Raw genomic sequence first — 11386 nt, forward strand, 5'->3', positions numbered from 1 at the left:
TCTGAACGGCACGGAATCTTCAGACTGCTTGTTGCGCCTCCGCCGGACACATCGGGGAAACGGCTCTGCTTCTTGGAAAACAACGTCACACTAGGCAGACGCGACTGTTTTTTCCGTTTATCATGCATTCGATGAAGGACTGGCAGCTGCCGGCATCGAAGGATCTCGACTCCGGGAGGATCAGAACGAGGCGAAGATCCAGCGCTTCCGACAGCAGGAGGAAGCGGTTAGCTGAGCCCGTTCCCTCCGGAAAGCGAGAGTCCGCAGATACAGGCAGATGCAACGTTATTCACTTAAAATGACTTTATCCACACTCTGAAGCTTCAGTTCGTTTATGAACTGAAGCTTTTTCCTGGCAGTACACGTATACCTATTTGGCTATAAGCTGAATGCCGGCCTTCGTTTTCATGCTGGCAAACCTCTGATACGGTTATTTAAAAAAGACTGCCGGAGGAATGATACCTCAGACAGTCCCGGGAGAAGTTCTGTTACAGATACGGATTACTTCAGATTTTCCGGATTCAGCTGCTCCAGCTCGGGAACAGTGAATCGTCCGTCGCGCCGGATTACTTTGCCGTCAAAGGAAATGGTTCCGCCGCCGTACTCAGGGCGCTGAATGTTGACAATATCCCAGTGTACAGCAGAATCATTTCCGTTATAGGCATTTTCGTAAGCCTGACCAGGAGTGAAGTGGAAACTGCCGTCGATCTTTTCATCAAATAAAATATCCTGCATCGGATGCTGAATAAACGGATTCACGCCGATGGCAAATTCACCAATGAACCGTGCGCCTTCGTCAGTGTCGAGAATTTCATTCAGCTTTGTCGTGTCGCTGGAGGAAGCATCGACGATTTTTCCATTTTCAAACGTAAGACGAATCTGTTCAAACGTCGTTCCCTGGTAAGGAGAAGCTGTATTATAGGTGATCGTTCCATTCACCGAATCTCGGACCGGTGCAGTGTAAACCTCGCCGTCGGGAATATTCAGCCGGCCTGCACATTTGATCGCAGGAATATTGCTGATGGAAAAGCGGAGATCGGTGCCTTCTCCCTGAATGTGTACCTCATCGGTCTGGTTCATGCGGTCAACGAGAGCGTCCATTGCCTGATCCATTTTGGCATAGTCCAGGTTGCAGACGTTAAAGTAAAAATCCTCGAAAGCCTCCGTGCTCATGCCTGCAAGCTGAGCCATGGAGTCAGTCGGATAGCGAAGGACAACCCACTTCGTATGCGGTACACGGATCTTTCGGTGTACTTCTGTTCCGACGGTTTTCTGATGAAGCGCCATGTTTGCTGAAGGTACATCGGAAAGTTCGCTGATGTTATCTCCTGCCCGCAGTCCGATATAAGCGTCCATCTCCTTCATTACATGTGCTTCAAAACGAGCAGTCAGCTGCTGCTGTTCCTCAGTAGCTCCCATGAACAGGGAACGGTTTACATCATGCTCTTTCAGGGAAACAAAGGGTATAGCATGGACAGCGTATGCTTCTTCTACCAACGCCTTAACCAGTTCTTTTTGGAGGCCGAAATTTTCAATTAATACTTTCTCCCCTTTTTGAAGATCAGTGGAATACTGAATCAGATTCCGGGCAAGGGTTTGAATTCGTGGATCTCTCATGCTTACAGCACACTCCTTCACACTTCTAGTTTATGTATCCGTTTTCCATTCTACCGGCTGTGCTGAAAAAACACCAGTCAGCGCTGTTTTTCCGGGAGGATTTTGACAATTTATCTCGAATCTAGTTCAATAAGAGTTGGATACGGTAAAGTTAAACCGCAATCAGACAAGGAGGAACTAATTATGGAATGGCTCATGTATGTCAGCATTGCAATTGTTGCAGTTGCATTTGCACTTCTCGTTTTTTATCTCATCAAAACGCTGCAATCCTTGAAGGAAACGATGAACAACGTATCCAAAACAGTGGAAGACCTGCAAGGACAGGTGGAAGGAATCACGAATGAATCCACAAATCTTCTACATAAAACAAATGCGCTCGCCGATGATCTGCAGCGCAAATCGGATTCCCTGAATTCTGTGTTTGCAGCAGCGCAGGATCTTGGAGTGACGTTCCAGAATATGAATACGTCTGTAAAACGCGTATCCGATTCTGTATCGCGCACTGCCGATCAGCGTTCTGAACAAGTGGCGAAAGCTGTACAGTGGGGAAATGTAGCGCTTGAACTTTGGACGCGCTATAAAAAGCAAAAAGAAACAAACGTGTGATCATAAGTGAAGGAGGCTGTGCCGATGAGCGACGAAGGCATGAACGTAAAGGATTTTGTTATTGGTGCACTGGTAGGCGGACTGGCAGGAGCATCCGCTGCTTTTCTGCTCACACCAAAATCCGGACGTGAAATCCGGCGTAATATTAATACGCAGGCGAGGGAAAGCACGAGCAGTCTTGCTGATAAAATGAGGGATCTGTCGCGGTCCGTGCGGCGGGATATGAAAGAGCTGACCGATTCGGCAGACTATCTTATGGAGGATTTTGAAGGTTTGTCTGATGACATCGCCGCGTCTGTCCGTCAGGAAGTGGAAGATTTGCAGCGGTCCGTGGAACAGCTGATTCAGGAAGTTGAGGAACGTGAGAAGCAGAAGCGGGGAGGCTCCTTGTCATGACGTTAAAGAAGCTTGAAGATAACGAAACCCTCCGGACTCTTTATGAGCGGCCTGAGCCTTTTCTGATCTTTAAGCACAGTACGACCTGTCCGATCAGCTCGGAGGCCTGGAGTGAGCTTGAAGCGTATGCGGACGTTTCGGAAATTCCTATTTACTTTCTGCATGTGCAGGAGTTTCGTGACGGTTCTTCGGAAATTGCAGAGACGTACCATGTTAAACACGAATCTCCTCAGGCACTGCTTATTCACAATCAGCAGGTGCTGTGGCATGATTCACATTGGAACATCACGAAGGATAGCCTGCAGCAGGCTGAGGCCGGCGTACGCCGGTCGTGAATATAGTTACGAGAACATCCGCTGAATGATACTTCAGCGGATGTTTTACATGTTAAGGCCGCCGTATTATGGAAGCTTTGATGGTCTGTAAAAGAAAATAAAAAAAAGATTTTATCTTTCCTCAACCGTCAGAACCATTGGGGGAGAAGGGAATGACAGATATTTTGCCGCTTTAATGCTTAAAAGCGTTTAATTATTAAAGAAAAGGGGCTGACAAGCGGTTAACAATCGTTTATAATAATCATTAAATCTAAAGGAAGCACAAGCTTGGTGCTAATCACGAGAGGAGTTTTACAGAATGGGTAATGAACAGCTGGAAGAGCTTAGAAAACAACTAGATGAGGTGAACGATCAGTTATTTGAACTGATCACAAAGCGTGCCGAGCTTGCACAGGAAGTTGGACGGGTGAAAGCAGCTCAGGGTCTGAACCGTTTTGATCCGGTACGTGAACGAAAGATGCTGGACGCACTCGCAGCTAAAAATGAGGGTCCGTTTGAGACATCAACGATACAGCACATATTCAAAGAAATATTCAAGGCGAGCCTGGAGCTCCAGGAGGACGATCACAGCAAGGCGATGCTTGTATCCCGTAAGCGTAAGCAGGACGATACGATTGTAACTGTTAAAGGCGAAGCAATTGGAGACGGACAGCAGCGAATTATTGCAGGTCCATGCTCGGTCGAGAGCCGCGAACAAGTGGATCAGGTTGCCCAGACGCTGAAAAAGCAGGGAATTAAGCTGATGCGCGGAGGTGCATTTAAGCCGAGAACATCACCTTATGACTTCCAGGGACTTGGAATCGAAGGCCTTGAAATCCTTAAGGAAGCGGCTGACAAGCACGACCTCGCTGTAATCAGTGAAATCGTGACGCCGCATGATATTGAGAAAGCAGTGGATTACCTCGATGTGATTCAGATCGGTGCCCGAAACATGCAGAACTTTGAGCTTCTGAAAGCTGCCGGTAAAGTGGATAAGCCAATCCTCTTGAAGCGCGGCCTGTCTGCTACCCTTGCTGAATTTATCAACGCAGCTGAGTACATCCATTCTCAGGGGAACGGCAATATCATTCTTTGTGAACGAGGTATCCGCACGTACGAAACAGCTACTCGTAACACGCTGGACATTTCAGCAGTACCGATTTTGAAGCAGGAAACACACCTTCCGGTACTTGTAGATGTGACACACTCCACGGGTCGCCGTGATCTGCTTCTGCCGGCAGCAAAAGCTGCTCTTGCGATTGGAGCCGACGGAGTGATGACAGAGGTTCACCCCGATCCTGCAGTCGCACTGTCCGATTCTGCACAGCAGATGGACTTCCCGCAGTTTGATGAGTTCCTCAACAAGCTTGAAGAATCCGGTCTTTACAAGCGTGGGAGTGTAACAGCAAACTAAGAAACTTAGAAAGCGGACCAGTTACTTCTCCAATTCGGAGGAGGCGGTCCGCTTTTCCGTGCGTTTTCCTGAAAACAATGCATGAAAACGTGAATATTAATCGTAAATTATGTATAATAGCGGGTGCGGCAAAAGGGCCTTCCGAGTCAGGACTAATCATGTTTTTTCGGGAAAATAGCACCTTTATCTTCAGGAAGGAACGCAGGCTGTCGATATAATCTATAGTTTGCGCGCCTCCTGAAAGTATACTATGATTAGCGTATATTATGAAAACATGAAAGTAAGATTTTTCTATATACCGTAAGGAGGAAACAGCAAATGAATAATGTAACGATTTATGATGTAGCGAGAGAAGCAGGTGTATCCATGGCTACCGTATCACGTGTGGTGAACGGGAATCCAAATGTAAAACCAACGACCAGAAAGCGTGTCATGGAAGCGATTGAACGTCTCGGCTATCGGCCGAACGCTGTCGCAAGAGGACTTGCAAGCAAGCGTACGACGACAGTAGGGGTAATTATTCCTGATATTTCCAGTATCTTTTTCTCCGAGCTGGCTCGAGGGATTGAGGACATCGCAACAATGTATAAATATAACATTATCCTCAGTAACTCAGATCAGAACAAAGAAAAAGAAATTCATCTGATTAACACGATGCTGGAAAAACAGGTAGACGGCATAGTTTTCATGGGTGGAGAAATTACAAATGAACATGAAGAGACGTTCAAGCAGTCTCCGGTGCCAATTGTTCTTTCTGCAACCCTCGATGAGAAGCGGGAGCTTCCATCAGTGAACATTGATTACAAGCAGGCTTCCTATGATGCCGTATCAGCAATCCTGCGTCAGGGCCATAAACGTGTAGCTATGCTTACAGGGACGCTGGAAGATCCGATTAACGGCTACCAGAAGTTCTCCGGCTACAAAGAAGCGCTTCATGATGCTGGTATCGATCTTGACGACAGCCTCGTTGTGATCGGTGACTATACGCATGATGCCGGTGTCGATGCCATGGAGCAGCTCCTGAAGCTGGATGATCAGCCAACTGCTGTTTTCGCGAGCACAGATGAAATGGCGCTCGGTCTGATCCACGGTGCCCAGGATCACGGTAAGAGTGTGCCGGGTGATTTTGATATTGTCGGATTTGACAATACCCGTCTTGCTACGATGGTTCGTCCTACGCTTTCCACAGTCGTCCAGCCGATGTATGATATCGGCGCGGTTTCCATGCGTCTGCTTACGAAGCTCATGAATAAAGAAGAAGTAACAGAAAATGCAGTTGTACTGCCGCATCGTATTGAATACCGCCAGTCGACATCTTTCTCTGAAGACGAATAGATACTGATGAGCGGTCATCCGGCGGCAGCTGCAGCGTGGGGAGCGACTTATGAAAAAAACAGATTTACTCACACCGATCGGATTGTTTATCGGAATGACCGCCATGTTTTTAGCCATTTTTACGAGTACGGTCGGAGCGGGTAACCTGACAGATTTTCTGCAGGTTACCTCCATTCTGATTGTGCTCGGAGGCCTGACGGCTGCGATTTTCATCAACTTTTCCCTTGCAGATTTAAAGCTGATGCCCCGGGTCTTTAAGGAAGCATTTCAGACGCGCAACCATGATCTGAGATCGCTGATAGATACGTTCGTCGATCTGTCGACGAAAGCCCGCCGTGAAGGACTGCTCGCGCTTGAGGCAGGTCTTGAGGAAGTAGAGGATCCGTTCATTGAAAAAGGGGTCCTGCTTGCAGTGGACGGGATTGAACCAGACGTCATCAAAGATATTATGATGGCAGAAGTTGTCGCCATGGAGGAACGGCATCGGAAAGGCCGGCTCGTGATTGAGAAAGCTGCCGAGTACGCGCCTGCATGGGGGATGATCGGTACGCTCGTTGGGCTCGTCCTGATGCTCCAGAATTTAAATGATCCGACTACGCTTGGACCAAACATGGCTGTGGCTCTGTTAACAACGCTTTACGGCACGCTGCTGGCCAATCTTGTTTTCGGACCGATGGCGCATAAGCTTATGCTCAGCACGGAAGACGAAGTATTTGTAAAGCAGATCATCATTGAAGGGGTCATCGGCGTTCAATCCGGTCAAAATCCAAAAGTTCTGCAGGAAAAGCTTGCCGCCTTCCTGCCGGCGTCTTCGAAAAAGAAGGAAGAGGAAGCGCCGCTGGGGGAGCCGGTCTCAAATGAATAGGAGACGACGGGAAGAAGAGCGTGGAGCCCCGAAGTGGATGGTCACCTTTTCCGATATGATGACGCTGATCCTCGTCTTTTTTATTCTTTTGTTTTCCATGTCGGTAGTGGATGCTACCAAATTCAGGGCTATTGCAGATTCGTTTCAGGACCGGGCTGTATTTGATGGATTTCCTTCCGTATTGCCATTTGAAAGCCCGGCTGAAGAGCGGGAGCAGGAAGTAGAGCCGTCTGACGGTGAGATGGACCCGTTTGAGCCTTATGAGGAAATAGAGCAGGACGAGTTAAACGAGCAGCTGGATGAACTGCTCGAAGACGTGAATGAGTACTTAGAAGAAAATGAGTTCACTGAAGAGATTACGGCTTCGAGAGATGATCGAGGGGTCGTACTGGTTCTGCAGGAACAGGCTCTGTTTGCGACAGCCAGAGCAGATTTGATCGATGAGGCTGAGCCGTTTCTCGATAAAGTGTCAGAACTGCTTGACACGATACCAAATATGGTAAAAGTGGAAGGACATACAGACAGCCGGCCGATAAATACGATGCAGTTTCCATCCAACTGGGAGCTGTCCGGAGCAAGAGCAAGCAGCGTTATCCGCTACATCACGGAAGCGGGAGATCTGAATCCACAGCGTTTTATGGCGGCGGGCTACGGAGATACTCGTCCGGTAGCGCCGAATACGTCTGAAGAAAACCTGCAGCAGAACAGACGTGTTGTCATCGTTATTTCGGATCCGTCCTTTGATGAAGATGACCTTTATTAAACTGGACATCGGGTAGTGAATACGAAGAAAGAACGGTCACGCAGCGTGATAGTAAATGTTACAATGGAGTCAGCAGAGGCTGTCGTTCCGCTGCGGCGGACGGCAGCCTGTTTTGACGCATTTACAGAGGAGGGATCGCATGAAAATCGGATTGATCGGCGCAATGGAAGAAGAAATTGCCCACTTCATGCATCTGCTTACGATTGAAGAAAAGCACGAGCTTGCTAAAAATACGTATGCTATCGGCAAATTCGGTATGTGCGATGTTGTTCTGACGAAAGCGGGGGTCGGCAAAGTAAATGCTGCCGCTGCTGCTCAAAAAATGATTGATGTATTCGAGGTGGATGTACTGCTCTTCACCGGGGTGGCAGGCGCTGCGAATCCGGATTATGAAATAGGTGATGTCGTGATCAGCACCTCGTGCCAGCAGCACGATATCGAAGCAGAAGCTCTGGGCTTTCCCCGGGGAACGATTCCTATGTCAGAGACGCCTGCAGATATTCCAGCTGACAAAGCATGGCAGCAGAGGCTGCTTGATGCTGCGAATGAGCTGGAGGATGACGTTCACGTTTACTCAGGTAAAATTGTCAGCGGTGATCAGTTTATTGCGGACAAAGACAAAGTAGCTGACCTGAGGAAGACGTTTCAGGCCGATTGCGTGGAAATGGAAGGCGCGGCCGTGGCGCAGATCGCATGGATGCATGATGTGCCGTTCGTAGTCTTGCGTTCCATGTCTGATAAAGCAAATGGGGAAGCACCCGAAGCATTTCAGAAGTGGGTTTATGAAACAGCAGAACGCTCAGCAGCTATTATTTCCAGCGCGCTTACAAAGCTGTCATCTGAATTAGGCAGCAATCGGTAGCAGGAGCGTCTGTGGAAATGATGGCGGCTCTTAAAATAAAAAGCAGAAACCAACTCAAAGAAGTTGGTTTCTGCCAGAGTGTTGATAAAGTCATTTTAAGTGAATAACGTTGCATCTGCCTGTATCTGCGGACACTCGCTTTCCGGAGGGAACGGGCTCAGCTAACCGATTCCTCCTGCTGTCGGAATCGCTGGATCTTCGCCTCGTTCTGATCCTCCCGGAGTCGAGTTCCTTCGACGTCGGCAGCTGGCAGTACGGTTCATATGTGTGGTTAGGCCTGCACGATCGGCTTCCACACAGATTGAACCTTCCCTATGCGACGTTTCGATGTTAAATAGGGATGCCAGTCCTTCATCGAATTCATGATAAACGTAAAAAAACAGTCGTGTCTGTCTGTTGTGACGTTGTTCTCCAACAAGCAGAGCCGTTTCCCCGATGTGTCCGGCGGGGACGCCCGTGGGATCAGCGCAGTCTGAAGATGCCGTGCCGTTCAGATCTGCGAACGGCATCAACGCACGAGCGGAGCCGGACTGGGTCTTGAAGGCTTCTCGCGAGAAGCCTGTGTCCGAGTGAAGCCGTGCCTTTCTTCCCTTCATACAGGGTCGCCCTGAGAAATAGCTGAAGGCCAGCCCACGGCAGGCTCGGTAAGCAGAGGGGAAATACAATCAAACGAATAAATATGTAAGTTGAAAGACTTTTTCAACAGCCTGGCAGAAACCAACTCAAAGAAGTTGGTTTCTGCTTTTTTTATGAAAAGCCGGTCTGACTGCATAAAGGCTTGTTCAGTTTGCCGGCTACGTCTGTTTCGAAAGAAATTTCAGCGCCTGTTTAACAGTGCGGGCATTTTTCTGGTTAATCTCTTTGCGACGCGGAATTTCCGGATAGAGTCCTTTCGGGTCGTGCCAGGACTGAGGCAATTTTACAGGAGACTCTTCCTGCCATCTGGCGAGCCACTCGTCCGGAATCGGCTCATCGCGCAGGGCCGTCTGACCGCTCATTTCCATCCAGAGACTGCCCCACGCTCTTGGCACAACTCTCCAGATATCATAACCGCCGCCGCCGACTGCTACCCATCGGCCATCGCAGAATTCGTGTGCCAGGTCATGAGCAATCCGCGGCACTTCGTGAAAAAACTGCAAGGTTCCGCAAAGATGCGTGAGCGGATCAAAGTAGTGCGCATCTGCACCGTTTTGTGTCAATATGACATCGGGTTTGAATGTTTCAACGACACGGCGCATCACTTTCTCACATGCTTCGAGCATCGTATCATCTTCTGAGAAGGCCTCGAACGGTACGTTATAAGCGGTTCCGTAACCGTCTCCGTGACCGCGTTCTGATACGTGCCCGGTGCCTGGAAACAGAAAACGGCCGCTCTCGTGAAAGGAAAGTGTACAAACATTGGGGTCGTCGTAAAAAGCCCACTGCACACCATCACCGTGATGGGCGTCGGTATCGATGTAAAGCACTCTCGCCTGGTATTTCTTTTTCATATATTCAATCGCTATAGAACTGTCGTTGTAAATACAAAAGCCGGAAGCCTTGCCCCGGAAACCGTGGTGCAGACCTCCGCCAAGATTGAGGGCATGCTCATATTTATTTTCGAAAACAAGGTCAGCTGCCTGCAGTGTTCCTCCGACAAGCCACGATGCCGCGTCGTGCATCATCGGAAAGACAGGGGTGTCCTCAGTGCCAATACCGTACTTGGTAGTGAAGGACGACTTATGCTGTCCGTCTGTCGCACTCATCACGGCGGAAACAAAGTCTTCATCATGAAAGAGCAGCAGCTCATCTACGGTTGCCGTTCGGGCCGGAACAATGTCCGCTTCGTTCAAAGCTCCTGCTTTCATCAGCAGGTCATTTGTCATCGTAAGGCGCCGCTGGTTAAAAGGATGATCGTCGTGAAATTTGTAGCCGAGCTGCTCTTCGGAAAATACAAAGGCTGCTTCATGCTTCATAGTGTCATCTCCGGTTCTTCAGGCCAGATCAGTTCACAGCCGTTTTCTTTCAATGCCTGTGCAAAGCGTCCGGGATTCATCGTCTGCAGACGCATCACAATCCGCATTCTGCCATCTTCCGCTGGTATGACAAAAATACTGCGGATATTCTGAGCGTGTTCTTTCGCGATGGTCGTTACTTCAGCCAGCTTTCCACTTTTATCATCCACCTCGACTTCTACGCGGGAGGAGGGCCGGTCTGAGCCGGTAAGACGTACGAGTGTGCGGAGCAGGTCGGTATCTGTCAGAATACCAATGACGTTTTCATACGGATCAACAACAGGCAGACAGTGAATTTTATTTTCAAGCATCTGATGGGCGGCGTCTTCCACGAAATCGCCGGGCAGACAGGTATGTACGTTGCGGGTCATATAGTCAGAAACGCTGCCCGATTCTGCTCCGCGCACATCACGGTTGGAAAGGACTCCTTCAATTCCGTCCACGTCTACAACAGGGAGGTGGCGGACGTCGTGTTTCTTCATTTTTGCAGCTGCGACTGTTACAGATTCATCCGTCGTAATGGTTATCACATTTTTTTGCATGACTTCTTCTATTTTCATTGTCTGCACCTCCATCAATTAGATCATATAGCGATTCTGAAAACGGACGCGGTCAAACTCATGGACGGATTCCGTGCTTACCCGGCTCCCGACCCTTGCCATCAAACAATTGGCAGGGTGAGAAGTTATTTCCGGATCGTCCGTGGCATACCACATTAACCCTCCGGACTTCATCACTTTTTCCATGATATCGCGGTAATCCCAAATAGACAGGCCGGTCCCGCGAAGATCCCAGTGCCAGTAGTATTCCGTTGTAATAATGATATAATCCTCTACGGCATCGTCCATCATCGATACTTTTAAAATCTCTTTTGCAAGATTATGGCCCCGGTAATCCATGGAGACCTCGATTGCTCCGAGCTCGATCAGGTTATCGAAGCGGTACTGTGACCAGCGTTCCATTTCATCAGGGTATAAATAGACGGCGTACCCGACAATTTTGTTGTTTTCAATGGCTGCGATGATGCGGCTTTCCTCCAGCTTCGATACGTCGATCAATGCTTTTTTCTGCTGTTCGGGCTGCCGGAACGCTTTCAGCCCTTCATCAAATTCAGCCTGCTCAATCGTATCTGTACTAAGAGGGCCGGCGATCTGAAACTGTCGGTTTTCTTTACCCGTATGCGTGATAGAATGATACTTTTTCCGATGCTTCAAGGCCAT

13 protein-coding genes are annotated in these 11386 nt (G+C 48.9%); 8 read left to right on the top strand and 5 right to left on the bottom strand.

Annotation, left to right across the window (positions count from 1 at the left end):
- Positions 1-501: 501 nt before the first annotated feature.
- On the bottom strand, positions 502-1617 hold the full coding sequence (locus tag HCN83_RS05165; protein WP_168005258.1) for an aminopeptidase: 1116 nt from the start codon (positions 1615-1617) through the stop codon (positions 502-504).
- Positions 1618-1800: 183 nt separating this feature from the next.
- On the opposite strand from HCN83_RS05165, the gene HCN83_RS05170 reads away from it, so the two are divergent.
- The 8 genes from HCN83_RS05170 (at position 1801) to HCN83_RS05205 (ending at position 8172) form a co-directional block, all read left to right on the top strand.
- Positions 1801-2223: a DUF948 domain-containing protein gene (locus HCN83_RS05170; RefSeq protein WP_168005259.1), complete on the top strand. Its 423-nt coding sequence runs from the start codon at positions 1801-1803 to the stop codon at positions 2221-2223.
- Positions 2224-2247: 24 nt separating this feature from the next.
- Positions 2248-2619, top strand: coding sequence for a YtxH domain-containing protein (locus HCN83_RS05175; protein WP_168005260.1), 372 nt, complete (start codon positions 2248-2250; stop codon positions 2617-2619).
- Complete coding sequence (ytxJ, locus tag HCN83_RS05180) at positions 2616-2954, top strand: bacillithiol system redox-active protein YtxJ (protein WP_168005261.1); 339 nt, start codon at positions 2616-2618, stop codon at positions 2952-2954. The genes HCN83_RS05175 and ytxJ overlap by 4 nt, the downstream gene beginning before the upstream one ends.
- A 298-nt stretch (positions 2955-3252) precedes the next feature.
- A complete protein-coding gene (locus HCN83_RS05185; protein WP_168005262.1) occupies positions 3253-4347 on the top strand; it encodes a bifunctional 3-deoxy-7-phosphoheptulonate synthase/chorismate mutase in 1095 nt (364 codons plus the stop codon).
- A gap of 318 nt (positions 4348-4665) precedes the next feature.
- Complete coding sequence (gene ccpA / locus HCN83_RS05190; protein WP_168005263.1) at positions 4666-5682, top strand: catabolite control protein A; 1017 nt, start codon at positions 4666-4668, stop codon at positions 5680-5682.
- A gap of 49 nt (positions 5683-5731) precedes the next feature.
- Complete coding sequence (gene motP / locus HCN83_RS05195; protein WP_168005264.1) at positions 5732-6547, top strand: flagellar motor protein MotP; 816 nt, start codon at positions 5732-5734, stop codon at positions 6545-6547.
- On the top strand, positions 6540-7310 hold the full coding sequence (gene motS / locus HCN83_RS05200) for a flagellar motor protein MotS (RefSeq protein WP_168005265.1): 771 nt from the start codon (positions 6540-6542) through the stop codon (positions 7308-7310). The genes motP and motS overlap by 8 nt, the downstream gene beginning before the upstream one ends.
- 139 nt (positions 7311-7449) lie before the next feature.
- Positions 7450-8172, top strand: a complete 723-nt coding sequence (locus HCN83_RS05205; protein ID WP_168005266.1) for a 5'-methylthioadenosine/adenosylhomocysteine nucleosidase — start codon at positions 7450-7452, stop codon at positions 8170-8172.
- A gap of 161 nt (positions 8173-8333) precedes the next feature.
- Here the strand turns inward: HCN83_RS05205 and HCN83_RS05210 are convergent, their stop codons facing one another.
- The 4 genes from HCN83_RS05210 to HCN83_RS05225 all read right to left on the bottom strand — a co-directional run bounded on the left by HCN83_RS05210 (position 8334) and on the right by HCN83_RS05225 (position 11380).
- Entirely contained in the window at positions 8334-8681 is a 348-nt protein-coding gene (locus tag HCN83_RS05210) for a hypothetical protein (protein ID WP_168005267.1), read from the bottom strand.
- Positions 8682-8966: 285 nt separating this feature from the next.
- A complete protein-coding gene (locus tag HCN83_RS05215; RefSeq protein WP_168005268.1) occupies positions 8967-10127 on the bottom strand; it encodes an acetoin utilization protein AcuC in 1161 nt (386 codons plus the stop codon).
- Entirely contained in the window at positions 10124-10726 is a 603-nt protein-coding gene (locus HCN83_RS05220; protein WP_168005269.1) for a CBS and ACT domain-containing protein, read from the bottom strand. The genes HCN83_RS05215 and HCN83_RS05220 overlap by 4 nt, the downstream gene beginning before the upstream one ends.
- Before the next feature lie 18 nt (positions 10727-10744).
- Positions 10745-11380 carry a GNAT family N-acetyltransferase gene (locus tag HCN83_RS05225; protein ID WP_246238096.1) on the bottom strand — a complete coding sequence of 212 codons (636 nt, stop codon included), beginning with the start codon at positions 11378-11380 and terminating at the stop codon, positions 10745-10747.
- Positions 11381-11386 lie beyond the last annotated feature (6 nt).

The organism is Alkalicoccus luteus (genome assembly GCF_012034335.1).
GTDB lineage: Bacteria > Bacillota > Bacilli > Bacillales > Salisediminibacteriaceae > Alkalicoccus > Alkalicoccus luteus_A.

What these genes read in the sequence shown, in the direction of transcription:
- ytxJ (WP_168005261.1), top strand. Translation starts at nt 2,616, where the DNA reads ATGACGTTAAAGAAGCTTGAAGATAACGAAACCCTCCGGACTCTTTAT.
- HCN83_RS05185 (WP_168005262.1), top strand. Translation starts at nt 3,253, where the DNA reads ATGGGTAATGAACAGCTGGAAGAGCTTAGAAAACAACTAGATGAGGTG.
- HCN83_RS05205 (WP_168005266.1), top strand. Translation starts at nt 7,450, where the DNA reads ATGAAAATCGGATTGATCGGCGCAATGGAAGAAGAAATTGCCCACTTC.
- motP (WP_168005264.1), top strand. Translation starts at nt 5,732, where the DNA reads ATGAAAAAAACAGATTTACTCACACCGATCGGATTGTTTATCGGAATG.
- HCN83_RS05175 (WP_168005260.1), top strand. Translation starts at nt 2,248, where the DNA reads ATGAGCGACGAAGGCATGAACGTAAAGGATTTTGTTATTGGTGCACTG.
- HCN83_RS05220 (WP_168005269.1), bottom strand. Translation starts at nt 10,726, where the DNA reads ATGAAAATAGAAGAAGTCATGCAAAAAAATGTGATAACCATTACGACG.
- HCN83_RS05165 (WP_168005258.1), bottom strand. Translation starts at nt 1,617, where the DNA reads ATGAGAGATCCACGAATTCAAACCCTTGCCCGGAATCTGATTCAGTAT.
- motS (WP_168005265.1), top strand. Translation starts at nt 6,540, where the DNA reads ATGAATAGGAGACGACGGGAAGAAGAGCGTGGAGCCCCGAAGTGGATG.
- HCN83_RS05215 (WP_168005268.1), bottom strand. Translation starts at nt 10,127, where the DNA reads ATGAAGCATGAAGCAGCCTTTGTATTTTCCGAAGAGCAGCTCGGCTAC.
- HCN83_RS05170 (WP_168005259.1), top strand. Translation starts at nt 1,801, where the DNA reads ATGGAATGGCTCATGTATGTCAGCATTGCAATTGTTGCAGTTGCATTT.
- ccpA (WP_168005263.1), top strand. Translation starts at nt 4,666, where the DNA reads ATGAATAATGTAACGATTTATGATGTAGCGAGAGAAGCAGGTGTATCC.
- HCN83_RS05210 (WP_168005267.1), bottom strand. Translation starts at nt 8,681, where the DNA reads ATGCCGTTCGCAGATCTGAACGGCACGGCATCTTCAGACTGCGCTGAT.